The sequence below is a fragment of the Streptomyces sp. NPDC018019 genome (assembly GCF_044327805.1).
Classification (GTDB): Bacteria; Actinomycetota; Actinomycetes; order Streptomycetales; family Streptomycetaceae; genus Streptomyces.
In genome coordinates this window covers 365,549-388,389 of record NZ_JBIRGD010000005.1, presented here as the reverse complement: position 1 = coordinate 388,389, position 22,841 = coordinate 365,549, and the positions used below count along the sequence as shown (strand labels likewise).

General features: G+C 71.2%; 23 protein-coding genes and 1 rRNA gene. 9 read left to right on the top strand and 15 right to left on the bottom strand.

From position 1 onward, the window contains the following. Positions 1 to 93, top strand: a 5S ribosomal RNA gene (rrf, locus tag ACH4FX_RS11920); the annotation flags it as partial. A gap of 80 nt (positions 94 to 173) precedes the next feature. On the opposite strand, the gene ACH4FX_RS11915 is transcribed toward rrf, so the two are convergent. After that, positions 174 to 959: a DUF6796 family protein gene (locus ACH4FX_RS11915; protein ID WP_398477682.1), complete on the bottom strand. Its 786-nt coding sequence runs from the start codon at positions 957 to 959 to the stop codon at positions 174 to 176. Between the two features lie 117 nt (positions 960 to 1,076). On the opposite strand from ACH4FX_RS11915, the gene ACH4FX_RS11910 reads away from it, so the two are divergent. Further along, complete coding sequence (locus ACH4FX_RS11910) at positions 1,077 to 1,619, top strand: GNAT family N-acetyltransferase (RefSeq protein ID WP_398477680.1); 543 nt, start codon at positions 1,077 to 1,079, stop codon at positions 1,617 to 1,619. A 123-nt stretch (positions 1,620 to 1,742) separates the two neighbouring features. Here the strand turns inward: ACH4FX_RS11910 and ACH4FX_RS11905 are convergent, their stop codons facing one another. From ACH4FX_RS11905 to ACH4FX_RS11865, 9 genes are all read right to left on the bottom strand, one after another. Next, positions 1,743 to 3,476 carry a type VI secretion protein gene (locus ACH4FX_RS11905; protein WP_398477678.1) on the bottom strand — a complete coding sequence of 578 codons (1,734 nt, stop codon included), beginning with the start codon at positions 3,474 to 3,476 and terminating at the stop codon, positions 1,743 to 1,745. Next, a complete protein-coding gene (locus ACH4FX_RS11900; RefSeq protein WP_398477724.1) occupies positions 3,473 to 4,897 on the bottom strand; it encodes an ATP-binding protein in 1,425 nt (474 codons plus the stop codon). The genes ACH4FX_RS11905 and ACH4FX_RS11900 overlap by 4 nt, the downstream gene beginning before the upstream one ends. 28 nt (positions 4,898 to 4,925) lie before the next feature. Continuing rightward, complete coding sequence (locus ACH4FX_RS11895) at positions 4,926 to 6,488, bottom strand: SCO6880 family protein (protein ID WP_398477676.1); 1,563 nt, start codon at positions 6,486 to 6,488, stop codon at positions 4,926 to 4,928. Beyond that, positions 6,485 to 7,873 carry a hypothetical protein gene (locus ACH4FX_RS11890; protein ID WP_398477674.1) on the bottom strand — a complete coding sequence of 463 codons (1,389 nt, stop codon included), beginning with the start codon at positions 7,871 to 7,873 and terminating at the stop codon, positions 6,485 to 6,487. The genes ACH4FX_RS11895 and ACH4FX_RS11890 overlap by 4 nt, the downstream gene beginning before the upstream one ends. After that, on the bottom strand, positions 7,863 to 8,708 hold the full coding sequence (locus tag ACH4FX_RS11885; protein ID WP_398477672.1) for a hypothetical protein: 846 nt from the start codon (positions 8,706 to 8,708) through the stop codon (positions 7,863 to 7,865). The genes ACH4FX_RS11890 and ACH4FX_RS11885 overlap by 11 nt, the downstream gene beginning before the upstream one ends. Before the next feature lie 696 nt (positions 8,709 to 9,404). Continuing rightward, positions 9,405 to 9,713 (bottom strand): hypothetical protein, encoded by a 309-nt coding sequence (locus ACH4FX_RS11880; protein ID WP_003985768.1) that lies wholly within the window; start codon positions 9,711 to 9,713, stop codon positions 9,405 to 9,407. A 214-nt stretch (positions 9,714 to 9,927) separates the two neighbouring features. Beyond that, positions 9,928 to 10,149 carry a DUF397 domain-containing protein gene (locus ACH4FX_RS11875; protein WP_398477671.1) on the bottom strand — a complete coding sequence of 74 codons (222 nt, stop codon included), beginning with the start codon at positions 10,147 to 10,149 and terminating at the stop codon, positions 9,928 to 9,930. 37 nt (positions 10,150 to 10,186) lie between these two features. Beyond that, positions 10,187 to 10,387, bottom strand: coding sequence for a DUF397 domain-containing protein (locus tag ACH4FX_RS11870; RefSeq protein ID WP_398477669.1), 201 nt, complete (start codon positions 10,385 to 10,387; stop codon positions 10,187 to 10,189). 10 nt (positions 10,388 to 10,397) lie between these two features. Further along, entirely contained in the window at positions 10,398 to 11,279 is an 882-nt protein-coding gene (locus ACH4FX_RS11865) for a helix-turn-helix domain-containing protein (RefSeq protein WP_398477667.1), read from the bottom strand. Between the two features lie 195 nt (positions 11,280 to 11,474). Between ACH4FX_RS11865 and ACH4FX_RS11860 the strand changes: the two genes are divergently transcribed. The 3 genes from ACH4FX_RS11860 (at position 11,475) to ACH4FX_RS11850 (ending at position 13,945) form a co-directional block, all read left to right on the top strand. Then, on the top strand, positions 11,475 to 11,906 hold the full coding sequence (locus ACH4FX_RS11860; protein ID WP_398477665.1) for an ATP-binding protein: 432 nt from the start codon (positions 11,475 to 11,477) through the stop codon (positions 11,904 to 11,906). Between the two features lie 126 nt (positions 11,907 to 12,032). Then, complete coding sequence (locus ACH4FX_RS11855) at positions 12,033 to 13,037, top strand: NlpC/P60 family protein (RefSeq protein WP_398477663.1); 1,005 nt, start codon at positions 12,033 to 12,035, stop codon at positions 13,035 to 13,037. Positions 13,038 to 13,246: 209 nt separating this feature from the next. Then, entirely contained in the window at positions 13,247 to 13,945 is a 699-nt protein-coding gene (locus tag ACH4FX_RS11850) for a phosphatase PAP2 family protein (protein WP_398477661.1), read from the top strand. A 147-nt stretch (positions 13,946 to 14,092) separates the two neighbouring features. Here the strand turns inward: ACH4FX_RS11850 and ACH4FX_RS11845 are convergent, their stop codons facing one another. Further along, positions 14,093 to 15,685, bottom strand: a complete 1,593-nt coding sequence (locus tag ACH4FX_RS11845) for an FAD-binding oxidoreductase (RefSeq protein ID WP_398477659.1) — start codon at positions 15,683 to 15,685, stop codon at positions 14,093 to 14,095. A 486-nt stretch (positions 15,686 to 16,171) separates the two neighbouring features. On the opposite strand from ACH4FX_RS11845, the gene ACH4FX_RS11840 reads away from it, so the two are divergent. Both ACH4FX_RS11840 and ACH4FX_RS11835 read left to right on the top strand, forming a co-directional pair. Beyond that, positions 16,172 to 17,155: a hypothetical protein gene (locus tag ACH4FX_RS11840; protein WP_398477658.1), complete on the top strand. Its 984-nt coding sequence runs from the start codon at positions 16,172 to 16,174 to the stop codon at positions 17,153 to 17,155. A gap of 173 nt (positions 17,156 to 17,328) precedes the next feature. Next, positions 17,329 to 17,517 (top strand): hypothetical protein, encoded by a 189-nt coding sequence (locus tag ACH4FX_RS11835; RefSeq protein WP_398477728.1) that lies wholly within the window; start codon positions 17,329 to 17,331, stop codon positions 17,515 to 17,517. Between the two features lie 75 nt (positions 17,518 to 17,592). On the opposite strand, the gene ACH4FX_RS11830 is transcribed toward ACH4FX_RS11835, so the two are convergent. Next, positions 17,593 to 17,994: a metal-sensitive transcriptional regulator gene (locus ACH4FX_RS11830; protein WP_398477656.1), complete on the bottom strand. Its 402-nt coding sequence runs from the start codon at positions 17,992 to 17,994 to the stop codon at positions 17,593 to 17,595. Positions 17,995 to 18,188: 194 nt separating this feature from the next. On the opposite strand from ACH4FX_RS11830, the gene ACH4FX_RS11825 reads away from it, so the two are divergent. Together ACH4FX_RS11825 and ACH4FX_RS11820 are read left to right on the top strand one after the other, a co-directional pair. Continuing rightward, on the top strand, positions 18,189 to 18,809 hold the full coding sequence (locus ACH4FX_RS11825) for a DUF47 domain-containing protein (RefSeq protein WP_003983068.1): 621 nt from the start codon (positions 18,189 to 18,191) through the stop codon (positions 18,807 to 18,809). Positions 18,810 to 18,815: 6 nt separating this feature from the next. Continuing rightward, the gene (locus ACH4FX_RS11820) at positions 18,816 to 19,814 is read left to right on the top strand and encodes an anion permease (RefSeq protein WP_398477654.1); all 999 of its coding nucleotides are present in this window, start codon (positions 18,816 to 18,818) and stop codon (positions 19,812 to 19,814) included. A gap of 115 nt (positions 19,815 to 19,929) precedes the next feature. Here ACH4FX_RS11820 and pstB read toward each other — a convergent pair whose 3' ends face one another. From pstB to pstC, 3 genes are read right to left on the bottom strand one after another with little or no spacing between them, the layout of a single operon-like run. Then, entirely contained in the window at positions 19,930 to 20,706 is a 777-nt protein-coding gene (gene pstB, locus ACH4FX_RS11815) for a phosphate ABC transporter ATP-binding protein PstB (RefSeq protein WP_398477652.1), read from the bottom strand. A 34-nt stretch (positions 20,707 to 20,740) separates the two neighbouring features. Further along, complete coding sequence (pstA, locus tag ACH4FX_RS11810; RefSeq protein ID WP_398477650.1) at positions 20,741 to 21,820, bottom strand: phosphate ABC transporter permease PstA; 1,080 nt, start codon at positions 21,818 to 21,820, stop codon at positions 20,741 to 20,743. Then, positions 21,817 to 22,815 carry a phosphate ABC transporter permease subunit PstC gene (gene pstC / locus ACH4FX_RS11805; protein WP_398477649.1) on the bottom strand — a complete coding sequence of 333 codons (999 nt, stop codon included), beginning with the start codon at positions 22,813 to 22,815 and terminating at the stop codon, positions 21,817 to 21,819. Before pstC ends, pstA begins: the two co-directional genes overlap by 4 nt. Between the last annotated feature and the right edge of the window lie 26 nt (positions 22,816 to 22,841).

Here is a 22,841-nt window from a genome sequence, read left to right as displayed (position 1 = left end):
ACGCCCGGTTACATTCCGAACCCGGAAGCTAAGCCTTTCAGCGCCGATGGTACTGCAGGGGGGACCCTGTGGGAGAGTAGGACGCCGCCGAACTAATTGTGAATGTGGGAAGCCCCGCACCGTATGGTGCGGGGCTTCCTGCATTTCGGGGGTTTTGCATTTTCCGGAACGCTTCAGGTGGTCTTCTTCCAGAAGGCCACGGTGGTGAGGGTGAAGAGGAGCAGGTTCGCGGCGCTCAGGGAGGCTCCCTGGAGGGCCGTACCGATGGCCCCTGGCCAGAGCTTGGTCACCAGGGTGCCTATGACGGTGCAGACCAGCGGATTCGCGATACACATCCAGCGGGGGAGGGCGGTGCCGCCGCGCAGGACGAGGACGGCCAGCCAGACGGAGCCGACCACCCAGAGCGCCAGGAGTACGGCGTACGCTATGAAGAGCACCGTGGCGAGGTCCCCCGGAAGAGCGGTCAGCACATCGGAGCGCGCGCCGGACTCGTGGACCGCCTTTGCGGCCTGGCCCCAGTAGAAGAACGAGCCGTGAGCGAAGGGGGCGAGCGCGTAGCCCGCCGTCAGCAACAGATAGGGCGGCAAGGAGACCCGGCGGGGTTGCGGGCGCAGTGCCTGGCGGAAGTGGCGGCAGGCCACGAGGTAGAGCGGCCCTGTCAGGACGCCCAGGAGGGCGCCCCAGGCCAGACGTGTGGTGGAGGCCGGCAGCATCGCGGCGAGCGAGTCGCGCGCCATGCCGTCGTACGCGTTCAGGATCGGGTACTGATCCGGTGACCCCATGGGCTTCCCCAGCAGCAGGATGTCACCGATGAGCCACGCCACGGACGCCGCGATCCCGGCGAGGCCGGCCAGGCGGAGGGCGAGAGGCCCGGTGCCGGTCGAGGAGGCGGGCGAAAGAGGGGGCGAAGAAGCGGGTCGGTGTGGACCCGTGCCGGTCGGAGTGGGGGATTCGGGCAAGGTGGTGCCTCCGCAAACCGAAAGTGAGTTAGGTGAGGCTAGCCTAACTAGTAAGTGGCCGGTGGGGAGGGTGAATTACCGGTGGCCAGGGGGAAGAGCTGCTGGGATGCTGGGCCGATGGGGTATCTGATCAGGCCCGTGAAGGCGGACGAGTGGAAGCGGCTCAGGGAACTCCGGCTGGCGGCGCTCGCCGATCCGGTCGCGCGCATCGCCTTCCACGAGTCCTTCCAGAAGGTCGCCGCGTATCCGGACGAGGTGTGGCAGCGGCGGGCGGGCCGCAGTGACGAGGACCGGGACCCGCTGACCATCATCGGAGAGGCTCCGGACGGCAGTTGGGGCGGCATGGTCGTCGTGCTCGTCGAGAAGGAGGGGGCGGACGAGCGGGGCGGCGAGGCGCCGTGGGCGCACATCGTCGGCGTGTACGTGCGTCCGGAACACCGCGGCACGGGGCTGGCGCGCGAACTGTTCGCGGCGGCGGTGGAGTGGGCGTGGAGCCGCTCCGAGCCGGCGGTGGGCCGCGTACGGCTCTGGGTGCACGAGGAGAACGAGCGCGCGGCGGCGCTCTACCGGTCGCTCGGCTTCGTCGAGACCGGCCGGACGATGGCCGATCCGAAGGGCGGGCCGGCCGTCGACCGCGAGATGACGCTGGAGCGCGCGTAACCGGGAGACGTAACCGGGAGACGTAACCGGGAGGCGTAGCCGTGACGCTCCCGGCGGTGAGGGCGGCTACGGGTGCGCGGTCACGGACGTACGGCTGGAGGCGCACAGCTATGGGCGCGCCGGTCAGGACGGCAGGGACCGGTGTGGCCAGCGGGCGCGCGCCTGTTCCTCCGAGCGCAGTGTGGCCAGCGTCAACAGGCCCTGCGCGCGGCCGGTTTCCAGCAGGCCGGGCAGCGCGGGGAACGGCGCGAGCGCCGCGATGTCGTGCAGGACGAAGGTGAGTGGTGGGTCGAGCCGACCGGCGGATGACCGTTCGGCCATGCGGCGGCCGTGCTCGACCACGTTGGAGAGGAGTGCGGTGAGCAGCGGCATCGCACCCGGAGTGGTCCGCGGATCCTCGATGGATTCCCCTACCACGTAGAGCGTTCCCCCTTCGTCGATGAAAGATTCGAGAAGGAGGGCATCGGATCGCGCCGGATTGCAGGCGTCCCGGATGTGGATCGACGCCAGCGACGCCAGGGTGCGGGAGACCAGTTCCTTGGCCATCTCCCGGCGTTCCGCGTGTGCGGTCAGTACGGATTCCAGCTCGCCCGCCTGGCCGGCCGACGCCTTCTGGTTCGTGCGCAGGATGCGTACGGGCTCGTGCGCGGCGCCGCTGGTGTGCGCCCAGCGGTGCAACTGGCGGAAGGGACGGCCGTCCACGGCGGCGGCGTGCAGCCAGCAGCGCAGCAGGGTCGTCGCGGCGTCGGCCACCGCCGAGTCGAGGGCGCTGGACGGCCGTACGGGGGCGAGCAGCGCGGTCGCACAGGCGGCGGCGGTACCGATGTCCTCGCAACCGGACGTCGGGGACCAGCGCATCCGCGCCGGAGTGTCCAGCAGGTGCTGCGGGTCGTAGGTCAGCAGGGGGCCCAGCTTGGCGCGGGCGTCCTTGGTGTCGGCCCAGAGGGACGGATCGGTGGTGGCCACCACGAGGGGGCCCTCGGCGGCGGTGATGGCGGCTGCGGCGAGTGCGCCGGCCTGGCGGCGGTCGGAGCCGTAGTGCACGGGCGGGGCGGGGGTGGGGTCGCTCGCGGGGACGGCGGGGCCGACGGCCGTGAGCGCGGGCGCGGGAGTGGTCGGAGAGGTGGGAGCGGTTGGAGAAGTGGGAGCGGTTGGAGAGGGGAGAGTGGCTGAAGTGGGTGGGGTGATCGGTGGGGCGGATGCGGGGATCGGTGCGGCTGGTACGCCTCCAGGGTGAGTCGGTGCGGCCGGTCCGGCAGGGGCTGCCGTCTCGGGCGCGCCAGGGGCCGCGGCGGCGGGCGCAGGCCCCGCAGCCGGTGGCGCCACGGCCTCCGGGCCCGGCGCCGGCGTCGTGACCCCCGACGGGCCCGGTGCCGGCGTCATGGCCCCCGACGAGCCCGGTGCCGGCGCTGCGGGAGCGGTGCCCTTGCCCCCGGCCCGGCGGTTGGCGCGTACGGCCCGGTAGCGGGCGATCGTGCCCAGGGTGAACACCGTCAGGACGACCAGCACCAGCAATTCGCTGATGAGGATGCCCCAGAACAGGCCGTAGCCGGAGAGCTGGCCGGCGGGGGTGTCCGGCCAGGCGGCCGGGAGGTCGTGCGGGGCGGCTATCAGGCTGCGCAGCGCCAGCGGGGTACGGGAGAAGGTCACGCCGTCCGGCCAGGCGCCGTGTGCGAAGAGGCCGGCCAGGCCGGTCGCCGTCCACGCCAGGACGGTCAGGCCGAGGAGGAAGGCGAGCACGCCGACCAGGAGGGAGTCGGGAACGCCCCGCCCCCGCCCGCCGGACGCACCGCCCGTACCACCGGCAGCTCCCGTACCGTCCGTACCGCCGTGCCCGTGCCCGTATCCCCGCGTCACGCCACCGTCTCGCTCGACTCGTCCCGGAACTGCCGCTGCATCGCGAGCGCTTCGGCCCGTCGCTCGGCCTCCGCGTCCGCCGCCCGCCCGATCGCGAGCGCTTCCTCCGTCATCGCCGCGGAGGTCTCGGTCATCGCCCGGTCGGTGTAGACCAGCGGCCGTTCGGCCTCGGTGATCAGGTGTTTGACGACCTGGACGTTGCCGTTGACGTCCCACACCGCGATACCGGGGGTGAGCGTCGGGATGATCTCCACCGCCCAGCGCGGCAGGCCCAGGACGCCGCCGGTGGCCCGTGCCTCGTCCGTCTTCTGGGCGTAGATCGTACGGGTGGAGGCCATCTTCAGGATCGCCGCGGCCTCCTTGGCGGCGGCGCCGTCCACCACGTCGCTGAGGTGGTGGACGACGGCGACGAAGGACAGGCCGAGGCGGCGGCCGAACTTCAGCAGGCGCTGGAACAGCTGGGCCACGAACGGCGAGTTGATGATGTGCCAGGCCTCCTCGACGAGGAAGATCCGTTTCTTCCGGTCGGGGCGGATCCAGGTGTGTTCCAGCCACACGCCGACGATGGCCATCAGGATCGGCATCGCGATCGAGTTGCGGTCGATGTGCGACAGGTCGAAGACGATCAGCGGCGCGTCCAGGTCGATGCCGGCCGTGGTCGGGCCGTCGAACATGCCGCGCAGGTCGCCGTCGACGAGCCGGTCGAGCACCAGCGCCACGTCCAGGCCCCAGGCCCGTACGTCGTCTATGTCGACGTTCATGGCCTCCGCGGACTCCTCCTCCGGGTGGCGCAGCTGCTCGACGATGTCGGTGAGGACCGGCTGGCGGTTGGTGATCGTCTCGTTGACGTACGCGTGGGCCACCTTGAGCGCGAAGCCGGAGCGCTCGTCCAGGCCGCGCCCCATGGCGACCTCGATGATCGTACGGAGCAGGGCCAGCTGGCCGGTCGTGGTGATCGACGGGTCCAGGGGGTTGAGGCGGATGCCGCCGTTGAGGGCGGCGGTGGGGTCGAGGCGGATGGGGGTGATGCCCAGCTGCTGGGCGATCAGGTTCCACTCGCCGACGCCGTCCTCGCCCTGGGCGTCGAGGACGACGACCTGCCGGTCGCGGAAGCGGAGCTGGCGCAGCACGTACGTCTTCTCCAGCGCGGACTTGCCGTTGCCGGACTCGCCGAGGACGAGCCAGTGCGGCGCGGGCAGCTGCTGTCCGTACAGCTGGAACGGGTCGTAGATGTAGCCCTTGCCGCTGTAGACCTCGCGGCCGATGATCACGCCGGAGTCGCCCAGGCCCGGCGCGGCGGTGGGCAGGTAGACCGCCTGGGCCTGGCCGGTGGAGGTCCGTACCGGCAGCCGCGTCGTCTCCACCTTCCCGAACAGGAAGCTGGTGAACGCCTCGGTGAGTGCCGCGAGCGGATCGAGCATGGCCATGACGTACGCGCCTCCCAGCGGCTTAGCGGCGGATCCCGGTCGCGAACGGCAGCGTGTTGACGAAGGCGCGGTGGTGTTCCCGGTCGCACCACTCCAGTTTGAGGTAACTCTTGCCCGCCGAGGCGCGGATGGTGCGCTTGTCGCGGGCCAGCGCCTCCGGGGAACGGGCGGAGACGGTGATGTAGCCGACCAGGTTGACGCCCGCGGCGCCCGAGGCCAGGTCCTCGCCGCGCTGGTCGACGCGGCCGTGGTGGGCCACGTCGCGCGGGTCGACCACCCGGTTCATCTTCGCGGCCCGGCTGGCCTCCGCGTCGTCGTTGGTCTTCTCGGTCAGCATCCGCTCGATCGCGATCTCGGTGGGCTCCAGGTCCATGCAGACCGCCACCGTACGGATCACATCGGGCGTGTGCACAAGCAACGGAGCCAGGAAGTTGACGCCGACCGGGGTCAGCGGCCACTCCTTGATCCAGGCCGTGGCGTGGCACCACGGCGCGCGGGTGGCCGATTCCCGGGTCTTGGCCTGGAGGTACGTCGGCTCCATCGCGTCCAGCTCGGCCGGCCAGGCGTTGCGCTTGGTCATCGCCTGGATGTGGTCGATGGGGTGGTCCGGGTCGTACATGGAGTGCACCAGGGAGGACAGCCTGCTCTGCCCGAGGGGCTGCCGTACGCGGATGTCGGCCTCGGCCAGCCGCGCGCAGATGTCGGTCAGCTCGCGCGCCATGACGACCGCCAGGCCCGCGTCCCGGTCCAGCTTCTTACGGACCAGCCCGCCGTGGTGCAGCTGCGCAGCGCGCGCCATCGTGTGCGCCTCGGCGGCCAGTTCGCGGGTGTAGTGCATACAGGCGACCAGGTAGGCGCGGTGCTGCTCGGAGGAGGTGGAGACCATGGACTGGAGCTGGTCGTACGACTCGCGGAGCCATTCCGGGGACCGCGGGTCGCCGCGCTGGGCCACGTCCTTGGCGTGCGCGTCCGGGTCGGCGGGGAGCGTACGGGCCAGCATCTGGAGGCGGGTGACGAAGCCGTCCCCGTTGGCGACGTGCTTGAGCAGCGTGCCGAACCGTTCGACCAGGGCCTCCTGGTCCTCGCTGTCGCGCAGGCCGACGCCCGGCCCCTCGATCTCGATGGCGGCGGTGACCGTACGGCGGTCGGCGTGCAGCAGCACGGCGATCTCGTCCGGCCCGAACGGCGCGGACAGCCAGTTGATGCGCCCGATGCCGGGCGGCGGGCCGATCTCCACCTCGCGGCCGTCGAGGCGGACGCCCGCCTCGGCGGCGCCGGAACGGTACGTCGCGCCCCGGCGGACCGTGCGCCGGTAGCTGCGGTTGATCTCGAACCACTTGTAGAACGTACGGCCGCGGTACGGGAAGTAGACCGCGGCGATCGCCAGCAGCGGGAAACCGGTCAGGGAAGCGATCCGCAGCGACAGCACCGGCACCAGCAGGCCGCACAGCATGCCGAGGAACGCGCCCGCGATGATCAGCGCGATCTCGCCGGTCTCGCGGTTCTTGCCGACGATCGCGTTCGGGCGGGCGCGGCCGAGCAAATAGGTGCGGCGGGGCGTGATCGGGTGGGACTGGGTCGTCAACGCCCGTCACCTCCTGGGGTCTTGCCAGTGCGGGCGGTGCTGGAGGAGCCCGTGCTCGAACCGGAGGACGGATGCGTACGGGATGCGGGGGCGGCGGGGGCCGGGACGCGGCCACCGCCCCCGGGGGAACCGCTGTTGCGGCTGCTGTGGGCGGCCACACCGCCGGACACCGCGTCCGCGGGCCGGGGCTGTCCGCCGCTCGGCTCCGCGCCGCCGCCCCCGCCGGACCTGCGGGAACTGTGCGCCTTGATGCCCTGGGACACCAGCGCGGCGGGCGAGGAGATCACGGCGGCGGCCTGGGAGCCCTCGGTGGCCTGCTTCTTGTTCGTACGGGCCGAGACCAGCTCGTCGCCGAAGCCGGGGACGAAACGGTAGATCACGGCGCTGGCGAAGATGGCCAGCAGGATGATCGCCAGGCCGGAGACCACGGCCGAGAAGGCGTTCGGGCCGTCCCCGGAGGAGAGCGCGCCGGCGATGCCCAGCACGATCACGATCACCGGCTTCACCATGATCACGGCGATCATGATGCCCGCCCAGCGGCGGACGTGGCCCCACATGTTCTTGTCGACCAGGCCCGCGTAGACGACCGTGCCGAGCAGCGCGCCCACGTACAGCAGGGCCGCCCGGATCACCAGCTCCAGCCACAGGACGCCGGCCGCCAGCACGGACACCAGCGAGACCACGATCAGCATGATCGGGCCGCCGCCGATGTCGGTGTCCTTCTTCAGGGCCGCGGCGAACGCGCCGAAGAACGTGTCGGTCTGCGCGCCGGTGCCCTTGGCGATGATCTCGGTGATGCCGTCGGTGGCCGAGACGACCGTATAGAGGATCAGCGGCGTGAACGCGGAGGCCAGCACGGTCAGCCACAGGAACCCGACCGCCTCGCTGATCGCCTCGGTCAGCTGCACCCCGCGCACGGCCCGCTTGGCGACGGCCAGCAGCCACAGCACGAGCGTCAGCACGGTCGAGGCGGCGAAGACGACGGCGTACTGCCTGAGGAACGCGGGATTGGTGAAGTCGACCTGCGAGGTCGCCTTCACGGCATCGGACAGCTTGTCGACGATCCAGGCGGCGGCGTTGGCACAGCCCTTGGCGAGGGAGGTGAGGGGATCGAGGGGGTTGTTGTCGGTGAGGCCGCCGGGGGATTTGGGGGCGGTGGCGCCGTCGGCGTCTTTCTGGCAGTAGTCCTTCGCCGACCCGATCAGCAGGTCGCACGGGTCGTTACTCGCGCTGGGGGACGGCGAGGGGGACGCTGTGCCTGAAGGTGGCGGCGTCGGGGCCGCGGTGGCGCGGGCGGCCAGCATGAAGACGGCGGTCTGGATGCCCGCCCAGGCGGACAGGACCGAGCGGGCTCGATGGCGTGAGCGGCGCGGACTACCTGGCATACGTGAACCCTCCGTAATCCTTGACCGCCTTGCTGATCTCCCCGGCACCGGCGGCCGGGATGTCCCCGGCGACCGGCGCGGGGCCGCTCTTCTGCGAGTCGTTGGTGATCTTCCAGTCCCCGCCCGACCAGGACAGGTCGAACGTCCAGGTCTGCCAGTCCGTACGGACCGGATCGGTGGACCCGGGGCCCGCCATGCCGATCAGCCCCGTGTACCAGACCGCGACCTTGGCTTTGTCGTCGCCGAACTGCTCGACCTTCGTGCCGACGGGGATTGTGCGGGAGATGAAGGTCATGCCCTTGGGGGCGTTGCCGGCCGCGTCGAGCCCGAGTTTGCGCAGGAATTCCGCCGAGTACGCCTTGTCCTGCGAACCTTTGAGCCGGGCTGCTGCCTGCGGTGTGTAGACCTGGTCCACTATGGCGTGACGGCTGTCGGCCTTGAACATGCCGTCGGAACCCAACGCCACCGCATAATTCGCCGCCGCCGACTGCGCCCCCTGCTCCGTCTTCGCGAAGCCTGTCGCGATGCCGTCGTTCTTGCCGGTGACCGGCTTGGTGCCGGTCGGGGCGGTGGGGCGGGCGTCCGTGTCCTTCGGGGTGTCGTCGGCGGCCCCCTGGCCGCCCCCGCCCCGGTTCGCGAAGGCGATGGCCGCGATCAGCAGCACCACCACCCCGACGACCGTGATCAGGTTCCGGCTGGAGAGGCCCGCCCGGGGCCGGCGGCCGGACCCGTACGGGTCGCTGCCGCCGTCCGGGAGTCTGGTGCGGGTCTGCCCGCCCGCGTCCGGGCCGCCGGGCTCGCCACCGCCGTATCCACCGCCATCGCCGAGACTCATCGCGCCTGTGCCCCCTCAACCGACCTAGCCGTCACTGCCGTCGTTCCGCCACCCGTGTATGACCGTAGCCGCGCGGGCGGCGGCTCGGGCGCAGTGGTATGAGTACATCTCACCGTGACGGGACCTCAGATGCTGGGCGGAAGAGGCGAATGGGGGACCTTGCGACGGGTGCGGCCACCTCGTACGCCGCGTCCGCCGCTCCGTCCCCGCCATGCCCTTGTGTCCCCGTCCGGAACGCGGCCCAATCGGCCCGTTGCTCGCCGGAGTGGCGCAAAGCGGAACCACGCGGGGCGGGACGGTCGGGCATCGGCATGTGCTCTCGGCGGTGAGGTGGGGCCTGTGGTGGGGGAGGCGGGGGAGGGCTGGGCTGACGGGGTCCGGAGGGGCGTACGGAAGGGCGCGGGGCCAGGGGGTGCGGGACCGGGAGCGCGTTGGGGGCGCGAGGCCGCCGGTACGTGGTGTGGCGGGCGGTGGGACGGCGCGGGAGGGGCCGGCCGGGTGCCGTACGGCGCGGGCGGCCGGCCCCTCCCCGTACCGGCCACCGTCCGCCGGGGCGATGCCCGCCAGAACGCCGCTCCGGCCGCCGCTGCCCCGGCGCCTCGCGGCCCGGCGGCCGTGGCGATCCGGTGGCGCGGCCGCGTGGCGGTACGGTGCCCCCGGCCGTACGGCGATCCGGTGCCCCGCCCGTACGGCGGGCTACACCGCCATCCCGTACACGATCGTGAACAGCGTGCCCAGTGATCCGATGATGAAGACCCCGGTCAGGCCCGCCACGATGAGGCCCTTGCCCTGTTCGGCGCTGAACGTGTCGCGCAGCGCCGTGGCACCGATGCGCTGCTTGGCCGCGCCCCAGATCGCGATGCCGAGGCAGAGCAGAATCGCTACTGCCATGACCACTTCGATCATCACGCGGGCCTCGTTGCCCAGGGTCCCGAACGGGCCCCAGTTCGGGGCGATTCCGCCAATGATGGTGGTGATGTCGCCCTTTTCGGCCGCCAAGTACATGTATGAACTCACCGCCCCTTATGAGTAGTTGCGCACCCGCGCCACGCGGTACGGGCCGGCCTCTATCTTCGCTGACAAAACCGCCACCGGATGTCGACTTGGCGGCTTTCTTCGACGGATGCCGTGGGGATTGCGTGCATACGGAGGCGTACGGCGCTCCGGGCTCCACCGGCGTGACGTGTGTATCACGACCGATTACCCCAGGCAATTGTCATCAAAGTCCCACGAAGTGGTCGAACTCCCCGGCTTTCACGCCGAGCACGAACGCGTCCCACTTGGTGCGCGTCGTCACCACGACGTTGTCCGGCTCGGTGTTCGTCCGCAGGTAGACGTGGCCGTCGTCCCCGAAGGCCACCTCGATGTACTCGGGCGCGCTCTCGTCGTCCGTGGCCTTCTGCCAGCGGAGGTGCGCGGGGGGTGTGGGGGCGGTCGGCATGGCTTCCTTCGTCGGGCTTCGGTGGTGGGCGGGCAGGTCAGCGGGGGCCGGGCGCGCTGCCGCCGGTCTTGACGGCCCGGAGGAACGCGGCCCAGCTGGGCGCGGCGGCCCGCGCGATGACGCCGGACCGGTCGCTCTCACGGTAGAAGACCGGCCCGCCCGGGTACCGCGCCACCTCCACGCAGTCGTCCTGGCCGCTTCCGCTGTACGAGGACTTCCGCCAGGTGAGCCGGGGCATCGCGTCACTCCTAGGAGGCGTACATCAGGTGCTGAATGAGGGTCAGCGAGTCCCGGCCCTCATGAGACTCAGGCCTGGCCTCCGGGTCAACCGGCGGCAGCGCGAGTTCGGTCAGCTTGGCGAAGATCTTGCCGTACCGGCTCGTGTGCTCCTCGTCGCGCAGCACGACGGAGGCCACGGGCTGTTCCAGGCGGACGGTGTCGAGCGCGGGCGTGGGGCCGCCGTAGATGCTGAACGAGCGGCTCACCCCGGAGTAGGGCCCGGCTTCGAAGGGGAAGATCTGCAGCGTCAGGTGGGGCAGCCGGGCCAGCTCGATGAGACGCCGGAGCTGGCGGCGCATGATCTCCGCGCTGCCCACGCGGGTGCGCAGCGCGCCCTCCTGGATGACCGCGTGGTACGGCGTGCCGTGCTGCTCGTCGAGGATGCGCTGCCGCGCCATACGGAACCGGACGTACTGGTCGATCGCCGCGTCGGACTCGTCGAACATCTTGCACACCGCCCGTGCGTACGCGGCGGTCTGCAGTACCCCGGGGATCACGAGTGGTTCGTGGTTGCGGATGTGGGCCGCGCGCCACTCCAGTTCGGCGAGGTCGAGGGCCGGCTGTTCCATCACCTCGCGGTACGCGTCCCACCAGCCCTTTCCCCGGTCCTGGGCCATCGCCATCAGCCCCTCGAAGAGGGGGCCTTCCGTGCAGCCGTAGGCCCGGAGCAACTTGTGGAGCCCGTTGCGCGGGACGTCGACCCGGCCCGCCTCGATGTTGCTCACGCGGCCGCGGTCGGCGCCGATCAGGAGGGCGGCCCGGTCTCCCGACAGCCCGGCGCTCAGGCGTAGTTTGCGCAGTTCGGCGCCGAGGCGGCGGTGGCGCTCGCTGGGCCGGCTCCTGGGTGGCATCGCTTCCTCCTCGGGTCCCGGGCAGTCTCGCGCGGTGGTGCGGCGGGGGACGGTGAGCCGGGGCGATACCACCCGTCCGAGCGAGATTGGCCGGAAGAGGTTGTAACTTCCAAAAGCGCTTTCCTACCTTCGACGGCACCGGCCACCCCCGTGCGCCACGCCCGGCCGGGCCCCGTGACCCGAGGAGGCCACGTCATGTGTCCCACCGCCGAGGCCGCAGGCCGGCCGCACACGCTGGGCGACTTCTCGCTCGTCTTCCCGCCGGATCCGGGCTGGGTGCGTACGGCCAGGGACGCGGTCGGTACGGCGGTGCGGGCCGCCGGGCGGCGGGACCTGGCGGACACCGCGCTGCTGTTGACGTCCGAGGTGGTGACGAACGCCGTCAACGCCTGCCGGGACAGTGGCTGTTCGGAGCCGGTGACGCTGTACGGGGAGTGGCCCGCGCCGGCCACGCTGCGCGTCCTGGTGCACGACGGGGCGCCGGGGCTGCCGGTCCGGCGGCGGCCCGCGGGGGGAGCGGTGGACGGCCGGGGGCTGTACCTGGTCGGCGCGTGTGCCGACGAGTGGGGTGTCTGCCGCCACGGGCCGGGGCACGGCAAGTCGGTCTGGTTCGAGCTGGGGGAGTGAAGCGGGGCGGGGGGCGAGCCCCGGGCGGTCGCAGGGGGGCGCGGAATCGGGCCGGTACGGCTCTGTGTGGCGAGGTACATGCCGAAAACAGCGGTGAAACACGCCCGTTTGGGGGAGGGTTGGGGGGTGCGCAAATACTGGGTGGCCGGTGGGCTCGGAGTCGGGCTGGTGCTCTGTTTCCTCGCGCTCCTCGTGGTGGGCGTGTACTCCGCCGCCGCGGGCCTGGCAGGCGGCGCGGGCCGGGCCGTGGGGCTGGCGAAGGGGGCCGTGCCGGCGGCGTACCAGCCGCTGGTGCAGAAGTGGGGCAATCTGTGCTCCGCCATCAATCCCGCGCTGCTCGCCGCCCAGCTCTACCAGGAGAGCGGCTGGAACCCCCGGGCGCAGAGCCCGGCGGCGGCGCAGGGCATCGCCCAGTTCATCCCCGGCACGTGGCAGTCGCACGGGATCGACGGGAACGGGGACGGCCGGCGGGACGTGTGGGACCCGGCGGACGCGATCCCGTCGGCGGCGTCGTACGACTGCGAACTGGCGAAGTACGTGAAGGACGTCCCGGGCGACCCGGCGCACAACATGCTGGCGGCCTACAACGCGGGCGCGTACCGCGTCATCAAGGCGGGCGGGGTGCCGGCGATCAGCGAGACGCAGAACTACGTGCGGATCATCACCACCCTCGCGAAAAGCTTCGCGGCACCGGTGGGGCGGGTGGCGCCGTCCCGGCAGGCCGCCTCCGCGATCTACTTCGCCCAGGAGCAGTTGGGCAAACCGTACTTGTGGGGCGGAAACGGCACACCTGAACAGAACGGGCGTTTCGACTGCTCGGGGCTGACAAAGGCGGCCTACCACTCGGTGGGCATCGAGCTGCCGCGCGTCGCCAACGACCAGTGGAACGCCGGACCGCACCCCAAACGGGACGAGCTGCTGCCGGGAGACCTGGTGTTCTTCGCGCACGACCTGAACGATCCGCGGTCCATCCACCACGTGGGGATCTACGTGGGCGGCGGATACATGATCAACGCTCCGTACACGGGCGCGGTCATCCGGTTCGACAAGATCGACAAGCCGGACTACATCGGTGCGACCCGGGTCACCGAAGCCGGCGCGAAAGCGCTGCCCAGCGCGAACGCTGCGTGAACATGGGGCCCTGAACTGCGGACATCGGTCTCTCTTCGGTAACGTCCTGGTGATCATCCGGTGGAAGCTGGAACGGCACGGATGCGCATCGCGTTTCCTGGGCGGGGAGACATGGCGGGGCCGTGGGAATCCGGCCACGCCCGACGACCACGGGGGTTGGCAGCACTCACACGGCGCTCGCGCGCGCGAAAGGTAAGGGGCCGCGGCAGATGGCTGGACTCGCAATGGACGGGTCGAACCCCGACGTGGACGTGCTCGACGGCATCAACGGCCTCGCGAAGGACGCCCCGCACTGGCTCAACCGCGCCATGGAGTACGTCGGCGAGTACGGCATCATCGCCGGCCTCGCCGTGCTGTGCCTGATCGCCTGGTGGGGCGCCCGCAAGCGGCCGGACGCGCCGGCCGCGGTGGCGGGCCTGGTCTGGGCGCCGCTGGCGGCCGGTGTCGCGCTGCTGGCCAACATCCCGATCCGGGCGGTGGTGGGGCGGCCCCGGCCGTTCAGGGACCACGCGGGCCTGGAGGTGCTCATTCCGGGCAAGAGCGACTTCTCGTTCGTGAGCGACCACGCGACGCTGACGATGGCGGTCGGCGTCGGACTGTTCATCGCCCACCGCAAGTACGGACTGGTGGGGATCGGGCTGGCGCTGCTGGAAGGGTTCTGCCGGGTCTACATGGGCGTGCACTACCCGACCGACGTGATCGGCGGCTTCGCGCTCGGCACGGCGGTGGCGCTGCTGCTCGCGCCGGTGGCGCAGGCGATGCTGGTGCCGGTGGCGACGGCCGTGGGGCGCTCGCCCGGATGGTGGCTCGTCCGGTCCGGCGGCCCGGCGGCCCGGCCGGTGTCCGAGCCGGTGACGGCCGTGCCGCCGGTGTCCCGGACCGAGCGGGACGAGGATCTGGCGGCGTAGCCGGGACGAGGACAGGACGCCGCACGTCGGGGGAGGACCGGGCCGGGGGCCGGGTACCTCCCCCGACGCGTGTCCGGGGCCGGGCGCCGCATGATGCGACGCGTGGCCGGAGTCGGGTGCCGAATCGTTACAGCGCCTGCGGGAACGTCACAGCGCCTGCGGGAACGTCCGGAACAGCCCGTTCGGGTCGTACTGCTGCTTCAGCTTCGTGAGCCGGTCGGCGGCGGCCCCGTAGTAGGCCTTCTTCCAGTCGGTCAGGCCCGGGTCGGTGTAGTTCTGGTAGGCCGCGCCCGACGCGTAGCGGCGCATCGCGCCGTGGATGGCGGACAGCCAGGCGTTCTGCGCGGAGCCCGTACCGCCCGCCTTCCAGGACGCCAGGTACTGCGCGAGGAAACGCGAGCGGCGGTGCACGAAGGCGGTGTCGGCGGGGCGGACCCGGTTGATCGCCCCGCCCAGCGCGGTCAGCGACGCGTTGCCCGCGACGCCCTTGCGGCTCGCCGCCTCGATCTGGCCCAGCAGGGCCCGCTGGCCGGCCGCGTCGAGCGAGCGGTCGTAGAAGTCGGAGCGGGCCGCGTACGTCTCGCGGGCGAGCTTGCCGGAGGTGCTGCGGCCGGGGAGGGCGCCCGGCAGGTGGCACTGCTCGGTGGTCTTCGAGGAGCAGCCCGCGTAGGACTCCATCGCGTCCAGGTACGAGGTGGGCGTCAGGTGTACCGACTTCGCGGGGCCGGGGCCGCCCGCCCGGTCGGCCAGCTGGTCCACGGCGTTCTGGAGGTCGCCGTACGTGCCGAGGGAGAAGGCCGCGACGGAGACGGAGGGGGTGCCGCCGGGGTGGGCGTCCAGGTGCAGGGAGGACCATATCTCGCCGGGCTGGGCGGGCCCCCACTCCTGCCAGGAGCGCAGCACGGCGGTCGCCTTCGCCCAGGGCCAGGTCAGGTAGGCCATGACCGAGCGGGGCGCCGCGTGGGTGCGGAAGCGGAGTTCGGTGACGACGCCGAAGTTCCCGTTGCCGGCGCCGCGCAGCGCCCAGAACAGGTCGCTGTTGCGCTTGTCGTCACACTCGACGGTCTTGCCGTCGGCCGTGACGACGGTGGCGCCGACCAGGCTGTCGCAGGTCAGTCCGTACGCGCGGGACGCGACGCCATGGCCGCCGCCGAGGGTCAGGCCCGATATGCCGACGGACGGACAGGAGCCGCCGGGGATGGTGACGTGGTGTTTGCCGAGGCCCTCGTAGACCTCGATGAGTTTGGCGCCGGCGCCGATGCGCGTGATGCCGCCGGAGGGTGCGGAGACCGTGTTCAGGGCCGACACGTCGATGATCAGTTTGCCGTTGCCGCTGGACCAGCCGGCGTACGAATGACCCCCGTTGCGTATCGCGACGGGGGCGGCGTGGCGGCGGGCGAAGGACAGGCACTCGGCTATGTCGGCCGGGTGCCGCACGTATGCGACGGCCGCGGGCTTCAGAGCGTCGAAACGGGTGTTGTACAGGCGCCGGGCGGTGTCGTACGCGGCGTCCCCGGCGCGGATCAACGTGCCGTCCAGGCTCTTGCGCAGCGCGTCCCAAGAGGCCGCGTCGGCCGGGCGCTTGGCGGGCTGCGAGTCGGCCGTCAGGCCGATGCCGCCGGATGCCGAGCCGGTGCCCGGGGGGCTCGCCTGGCCGGAGTTGCCGCCGCAGGCCGCGGTCCCGGCGACGGCCGTCGCCGCGAATCCGCCGCCGGCCGCCAGTATCGTGCGCCGCTTCATGCTGAACTGCCCCTTTTTGGGACCCCTTGAGGGTCCGCGCGCCGTGGATGACTTCCCCCTCCTCAGATGAGGCGGAAGGCGCGGGAGGTTCCAGGGGCGTGCTGCCGGAGCGTCCGGGCGGGTGCGGTGTGCCCGCCCGGAGGCCGGACGCGGGCTCTCAATCCGGCCGGTGGTGGTTCTCCGCGTCCGTCCGTGCCTGGGAGCGGGCCCGGCGGGCCGGGCCGTGCCAGCCGCAGGTACAGCGGGCCAGGCAGAAGGAGCCTCGCTCGGTGGTGGTGGTCCGGTGGTCGGGCGGCCCTGAGGGCTGCGGTATCGGGTCTGCCGGGGCTCGGTCATGCACGCCGCCACGGTACGCGCCCGGGGTGTACGGGCGTGACGAAGCGCCCTGAACAGTCGTTGAACGGAACGGGTCGGGCTGGTCCGGGGCAACCGGAACATCTCGGTCCGGAACTTCACGAGCAGAGCGGCCGAGGGGGCTCGTACGCGATGGTGGTGCAGGACAGGCGAGGCGGCGCCGTCGTGGCCGCCGCGTGCGGGGTGGGCCTGGCGGTCGGTCTGTGCACGACGGGCTGCTCCTCGAACGGGGCGGCGGCCGACGACCACACCTCGGCCGGCCGCTCCGCAGACGGCCCGGTGGGCGGGTCCGCGGCCGGGCCGCCCTTCACCGACCGTGCCCGCCCACCGGGCGTCCGGTCGCCCACCGGGGAGCGGGACCCGGCGGGCCCGTCCGCCGGGTCCCCGGCCGGCCGTACGGCCTACGCCGCCGCCCTGCGCGCCTGCGTCGACGCCCTGGTCCGGGCCGGCTCCTCCCGGGTGCGTACGGACCTGGAGACCACCAGCGGCGGCACCCGCATCGCCATCCGGGGCACGGGCGGCCACGATTACCGCACCCGCACCGGGCGGCTGAGCGTACGCCTGCCGGACACCGGCGACGGCCACGGCGCGGACCGCACGATCACGGAGATCCTCACGCCGTCCGCGCTGTACATGAAGAACCGCGGCGCGGGCGTGCCGGCCGACAAGTGGGTGCGGGTGGACACCGCCTCGCTCGCGGACGGCAACCTGGTCACCGGCGGCGCGACCGACCCGATGGCCGCCGCCGAACTGCTGCGCGGGGTGCGCGAGGTGACGTACGAGGGCCGGGAGCGGCTGGACGGCGTCCCGGTACGGCACTTCAGCGGGACGACGGACATCGGCTCGGCCGCGCGGGCGGCGTCCCCGGCGGTCCGGCCCGCGCTGACCGCGGCGGAGAAAGGCTTCACCACCGATGTGGTGCCCTTCGACGCGTATCTGGACGACGCCGGGCGGCTGCGCAAGGTCCGCCAGCGCTTCCGCTTCGCCAACGGCGCGACGGGCGGGACGTCGGTGACCTCCACCACCACGCTGTACGGCTTCGGGGTGCCGGTCCCGGTCCGGCTGCCGGACCGGCGCGACATCTACACGGGCAAGGTCACCGCCGACGGCGGCTGAGGCCCGCCGACGGGGGCGGCCGGGGCCGCCCTGCCCCGGTGGCACGTGACCACGGCGTGTGCGAACTGGCGGAAATGGTCCATCCGTGCCATGCGCGGAGCGTGCGCCCGTACCTACTCTGGGCGGTAACCACCAGAAGAGTGGGGAGGCGCTCGAAGGAGGAGGTGTTGTACGTGGCCGGACACCGCAACTCGATGGTTCAGGACCACGTGGCCCTCGTCGAGATCGACCTGACTGGTGAGTTGATGATCGCGGCGGCCGCCGCGAGCGAGGATCGGCTCAGCTCGGACCGTATCGACGAGGTGCTGGACGTGGACGCGGACCGCGCGCGGCCGGGCCCGGGACCCGGCGACCGTTCGTGACGGGGCGGCGCCGGGCGGAGCGGCGCACGGCCGCCGTGCGCCCGGCATCCGCGGCCCGGAGCCCGGTGGCCGCTCTCAGGTGCGCAGCATCCGCTCGATCGCCTTGGTGGCTTCCTTGACCTTCTCGTCGATCGCCTCGGGGCCCTTGACGGCGGCGTCCGCGACGCAGTGCCGCAGGTGCTCCTCCAGGAGCTGGAGGCCGAAGGACTGCAGGCCCTTCGTGCTCGCCGAGACCTGGGTGAGTATGTCGATGCAGTACACATCTTCTTCCAGCATGCGCTGGAGGCCGCGGATCTGGCCCTCGATCCGGCGCAGCCGCTTGAGGTGCGCGTCCTTCTGCTTCGCGTAACCGTGGATGCCCCGATCGTGATCGGTGACGGCGGCGGGGTCCGGCCGGAAGGCGGTTTTCGGCCCGTCGGCGTGGCAGGCCGCGGCGGCTGCGGTGCTGCCGTCGGTCTCGGCGTCCGTGGTCGTCATGGCCATCTCCCGTGGTACGTAGGCGTTTCATATACCCCTAGTGGGTATATGGTACAGAAATTCGCGGGCGCGGGCGGTCCCCCGTGCAGAGCATGCTGCCCGATGGGCGACACTGAATGAATGCCGGTTAGCTGTGGCTGGATGATGCGCCTAGCATCATCTCGACCGAATCCGATGCACCCCGAGGATTTCACGTGCGCTTTCGTCTGACCCCCAGGGAGACGAGCTTCTACGACATGTTCGCCGCGTCCGCGGACAACATCGTCACAGGCTCCAAACTCCTGATGGAACTGCTCGGGGCGGACGCCTCCGCGCGGACAGAGATCGCCGAGAGGATGCGGGCGGCGGAGCACGCGGGGGACGACGCGACCCACGCGATCTTCCACCAGCTGAACTCCTCCTTCATCACGCCCTTCGACCGCGAGGACATCTACAACCTCGCCTCGAAGCTGGACGACATCATGGACTTCATGGAGGAGGCCGTCGACCTGGTCGTCCTCTACAGCATCGAGGAGCTGCCCAAGGGTGTCGAGCAGCAGATCGAGGTCCTGGCACGGGCGGCGGAACTGACCGCCGAGGCGATGCCGAACCTGCGGACGATGTCCAACCTCACCGAGTACTGGATCGAGGTCAACCGCCTGGAGAACCAGGCCGACCAGATCCACCGCAAGCTGCTCGCGCACCTGTTCAACGGCAAGTACGACGCCATCGAGGTGCTCAAGCTCAAGCAGATCGTGGACATCCTGGAAGAGGCGGCCGACGCCTTCGAGCATGTCGCCAATACGGTCGAGACGATCGCGGTCAAGGAGTCCTGACCTCCGGTGGACACCTTCGCGCTCATCGTGACCATCGGGGTCGCGCTCGGTTTCACGTACACCAACGGCTTTCACGACTCCGCGAACGCCATCGCGACCTCCGTCTCCACGCGGGCGCTGACCCCGCGGGCGGCGCTGGCGATGGCCGCGGTGATGAACCTCGCCGGCGCCTTCCTGGGCAGCGGGGTCGCCAAGACGGTCAGTGAAGGGCTGATCTCCACGCCCGAGGGCTCCAAGGGGATGGGCATCCTCTTCGCCGCCCTGGTCGGCGCGGTCGCCTGGAACCTCGTCACCTGGTACTTCGGGCTGCCGTCGTCGTCCTCGCACGCGCTCTTCGGCGGCATGGTGGGCGCGGCGCTGGCGGGCGGCACCACCGTCTACTGGTCGGGCGTGATCGAGAAGGTCGTCGTCCCGATGTTCCTCTCGCCCGTCATCGGCCTGGTCCTCGGTTATCTGGTGATGGTCGTGATCATGTGGCTGTTCCGGAAGTCCAACCCGCACAAGGCGAAGCGGGGATTCCGTATAGCGCAGACGGTCTCGGCGGCCGGCATGGCGCTCGGGCACGGCCTCCAGGACGCCCAGAAGACCATGGGCATCGTGGTGATGGCGCTGGTCATCGCGGACGTCGAGGACCAGGGCGACGCGATCCCGGTCTGGGTGAAGATCGCCTGTGCGCTGACCCTGTCGCTGGGCACGTACGCGGGCGGCTGGCGCATCATGCGCACGCTCGGCCGGCGGATCATCGAGCTGGACCCGCCGCAGGGCTTCGCCGCCGAGACGACCGCGGCGTCCGTCATGTACACCGCCTCGTTCATGTTCCACGCGCCGATCTCCACCACCCACGTCATCACGTCCGCGATCATGGGCGTGGGCTCGACGAAGGGCTCGCGGGCGGTGCGCTGGGGCGTCGCCAAGAACATCGTCATGGGCTGGTTCATCACCATGCCGGCCGGCGCGGCGGTGGCCGCCCTGACCTACTGGTGTGTCCACCTGGTGTTCGCGTGACCTGACGCGGCCCGCGGGCCGCACACTTTCACGGGCCCGCCCTCCGGCACCGGAGGGCGGGCCCTCGTCCTTGCGGTGGCACCGCCATGCAGCACCGCAGGACGCACGGGGCCGGTCAGCCGAAGCGGCCGGAGATGTAGTCCTCCGTGGCCTGGACCGACGGGTTGGAGAAGATCCGCTCGGTGTCGTCGATCTCGACCAGCTTGCCGGGCTGGCCGACCGCGGCCAGGTTGAAGAAGGCCGTACGGTCCGAGACACGGGCCGCCTGCTGCATGTTGTGCGTCACGATGACGATCGTGAAGCGTTCCTTCAGCTCGCCGATCAGGTCCTCGATGGCGAGGGTGGAGATCGGGTCGAGGGCGGAGCACGGCTCGTCCATCAGCAGCACCTGCGGCTCGACCGCGATGGCCCGGGCGATGCACAGCCGCTGCTGCTGGCCGCCGGAGAGGCCGGAGCCGGGCTTGTTCAGCCGGTCCTTGACCTCGTTCCAGAGGTTGGCGCCCTTGAGGGACTTCTCCACGATCACCGACAGGTCGGACTTCTTGTACGAGCCGTTCAGGCGCAGGCCCGCCGCCACGTTGTCGAAGATCGACATGGTGGGGAACGGGTTCGGGCGCTGGAAGACCATGCCGACGGTACGGCGTACCGCCACCGGGTCCACACCGCTGCCGTACAGGTTCTCGTCGTCCAGCAGCACCTTGCCCTCGACACGGCCGCCGGGGGTGACCTCGTGCATCCGGTTCAGGGTGCGCAGGAACGTCGACTTGCCGCAGCCCGAGGGGCCGATGAAGGCGGTCACCGAGCGGGGCTCGACGGTCATGGAGATGTCATCGATCGCCTTGTGGCTGCCGTAGTAGGCGGAGAGGCCGCTGACGTCGATTCGCTTGGCCATGGGAATCACTGCTTCTTTCGGGGGGTGGGGGAGGTCAGCGGCCGGTCCTGGGGGCCTTCCAGCGGGCGATGCCGCGGGCCACCAGGTTGAGGATCATGACGAAGGCGATGAGCACCAGTGCCGCGGCCCAGGCGCGGTCGTAGGAGGCGTCGGAGCCCTGCTGCCACTGCTGGAACACATACAGGGGCAGCGACTGCTGGGCGCCTTCGAAGGGGTTGTTGTTGATCGTCTTCGCGCCCCAGACCAGCAGCAGGACGGGCGCGGTCTCACCGGTGATACGGGCGACGGCCAGCATGACGCCGGTGGCGATGCCGCCGATCGAGGTGGGCAGCACCACCTTGAGGATGGTGCGCCACTTGGGCACGCCGAGGGCCAGGGACGCCTCGCGCAGCTCGTTGGGCACCAGCTTGAGCATCTCCTCGGTGGAGCGCACGACCACCGGCATCATCAGGATCGCCAGGGCCATCGCGCCGGCGAAGCCGGACGGGCCGAAGCCGAGGATCAGGATCCACACCGACAGGATGAACAGGCCGGCCACGATCGAGGGGATGCCGGTCATCACGTCGACGAAGAAGGTGACGGCCTTGGCCAGCTTCCCGCGCCCGTACTCGACCAGGTAGATGGCGGTGAGCAGGCCGATCGGCGCGGCGATCAGGGTGGCCAGGCCGACCTGCTGCAGGGTGCCGACGATCGCGTGGTAGATGCCGCCGCCGGGCATCGCGTCCGGCAGGGTGCCCATCGAGTGACTGAGGAAGTAGCCGTCCAGGACCTTGACGCCGCGTGCGACGGTCTCCCAGATGAGGGAGGCCAGCGGGATCACGGCCAGCAGGAAGCAGATCCAGACCAGGCTGGTGGCCAGGCGGTCCTTGGCCTGCCGGGTGCCTTCGACGGCGGCGGCGAGTCCGTACGTACCGAGGATGAACAGCAGGGCGGCGATCAGGCCCCACTGGATGCGGCTCTCCAGGCCGGCGGCCAGGCCGATGCCGCAGCCCAGCCCGGCCGCGGCCAGGGCGAGGGCCGCCGGCACCCAGCGGGGCAGCCGGGGCTGCCGGAGCGAGACCGGGAGCGGTGCGCTGTCGGCGACGGGCCGCGGCGCGGTGACCGTGTTGCTCATGCGTTGGCCCCCGAGTACTCCTTGCGGCGCGCGATGATCAGGCGGGCCGCGCCGTTGACGAGCAGCGTGATGACGAAGAGGACGAGGCCGGAGGCGATCAGGGCGTCCTGCCCGAACTCGTCGGCCTCGCTGAACTTGCTGGCGATGTTCTGGGCGAAGGTGCCGCCGCCCGGGTCCAGCAGGCTGGTGTTGATCAGGAAGCTCGGGGACAGGACGGTGGCCACGGCCATCGTCTCGCCGAGCGCGCGGCCCAGGCCCAGCATCGAGGCGCTGATGATGCCGGAGCGGCCGAACGGCAGCACCGACATGCGGATGACCTCCCAGCGGGTCGCGCCGAGCGCGAGGGCCGCTTCCTCGTGCATCTTCGGCGCCTGGAGGAAGACCTCGCGGCTGACGCTGGTGACGATCGGCAGGACCATGATCGCGAGCAGGATGCCGACGGTGAACAGCGAGCGGGCCGCGTCGTCGCCGTACGCGAGGATTCCGGTCCAGCCGAGGTAGTCGTCCAGCCAGCTGTAGAGGCCGGTCAGGTGCGGGACGAGGAAGAGTGCGCCCCACAGTCCGTAGATGATGCTGGGCACGGCGGCGAGCAGGTCGATGACGTACCCGAGCGGGGAGGCCAGCCTGCGGGGCGCGTAGTGCGAGATGAACAGCGCGATGCCGACCGCGACCGGGACCGCGATGATCATCGCGATCACCGAGCTGACGACGGTGCCGAAGGCGAGCACCGCGATGCCGAACTTCGGCTCGGTGCCGGAGGCGGCCCAGTCGAAGTAGGTCAGGAAGTTCGCGTGGTCACCGGAGACGGCGATCACGGAGCGGACGGTGAGGAAGGCCGCGATGGCGGCCATGATCACCAGGAGCGCGATGCCGGAGCCGCGGGAGAGGCCGAGGAAGACCCGGTCTCCGGGCCGTACCGCCTTGCCGGACACCGGGGAGGGGGCGGGCTGCGCGGGCGGTGGCGGGGCGCTGGATATCGAGGGTGCTGAATTCATGGTTTCTCCGGTCTGCGGAGCCCGCT

Excerpts from the sequence above, each read along its gene's own strand:
- ACH4FX_RS11910 (WP_398477680.1), top strand. The coding sequence starts at position 1,077 with ATGGGGTATCTGATCAGGCCCGTGAAGGCGGACGAGTGGAAGCGGCTC.
- ACH4FX_RS11900 (WP_398477724.1), bottom strand. The coding sequence starts at position 4,897 with ATGCTCGATCCGCTCGCGGCACTCACCGAGGCGTTCACCAGCTTCCTG.
- ACH4FX_RS11890 (WP_398477674.1), bottom strand. The coding sequence starts at position 7,873 with ATGCCAGGTAGTCCGCGCCGCTCACGCCATCGAGCCCGCTCGGTCCTG.
- ACH4FX_RS11885 (WP_398477672.1), bottom strand. The coding sequence starts at position 8,708 with ATGAGTCTCGGCGATGGCGGTGGATACGGCGGTGGCGAGCCCGGCGGC.
- ACH4FX_RS11880 (WP_003985768.1), bottom strand. The coding sequence starts at position 9,713 with ATGTACTTGGCGGCCGAAAAGGGCGACATCACCACCATCATTGGCGGA.
- ACH4FX_RS11875 (WP_398477671.1), bottom strand. The coding sequence starts at position 10,149 with ATGCCGACCGCCCCCACACCCCCCGCGCACCTCCGCTGGCAGAAGGCC.
- ACH4FX_RS11870 (WP_398477669.1), bottom strand. The coding sequence starts at position 10,387 with ATGCCCCGGCTCACCTGGCGGAAGTCCTCGTACAGCGGAAGCGGCCAG.
- ACH4FX_RS11865 (WP_398477667.1), bottom strand. The coding sequence starts at position 11,279 with ATGCCACCCAGGAGCCGGCCCAGCGAGCGCCACCGCCGCCTCGGCGCC.
- ACH4FX_RS11860 (WP_398477665.1), top strand. The coding sequence starts at position 11,475 with ATGTGTCCCACCGCCGAGGCCGCAGGCCGGCCGCACACGCTGGGCGAC.
- ACH4FX_RS11850 (WP_398477661.1), top strand. The coding sequence starts at position 13,247 with ATGGCTGGACTCGCAATGGACGGGTCGAACCCCGACGTGGACGTGCTC.
- ACH4FX_RS11845 (WP_398477659.1), bottom strand. The coding sequence starts at position 15,685 with ATGAAGCGGCGCACGATACTGGCGGCCGGCGGCGGATTCGCGGCGACG.
- ACH4FX_RS11840 (WP_398477658.1), top strand. The coding sequence starts at position 16,172 with ATGGTGGTGCAGGACAGGCGAGGCGGCGCCGTCGTGGCCGCCGCGTGC.
- ACH4FX_RS11830 (WP_398477656.1), bottom strand. The coding sequence starts at position 17,994 with ATGACGACCACGGACGCCGAGACCGACGGCAGCACCGCAGCCGCCGCG.
- pstB (WP_398477652.1), bottom strand. The coding sequence starts at position 20,706 with ATGGCCAAGCGAATCGACGTCAGCGGCCTCTCCGCCTACTACGGCAGC.
- pstA (WP_398477650.1), bottom strand. The coding sequence starts at position 21,820 with ATGAGCAACACGGTCACCGCGCCGCGGCCCGTCGCCGACAGCGCACCG.
- pstC (WP_398477649.1), bottom strand. The coding sequence starts at position 22,815 with ATGAATTCAGCACCCTCGATATCCAGCGCCCCGCCACCGCCCGCGCAG.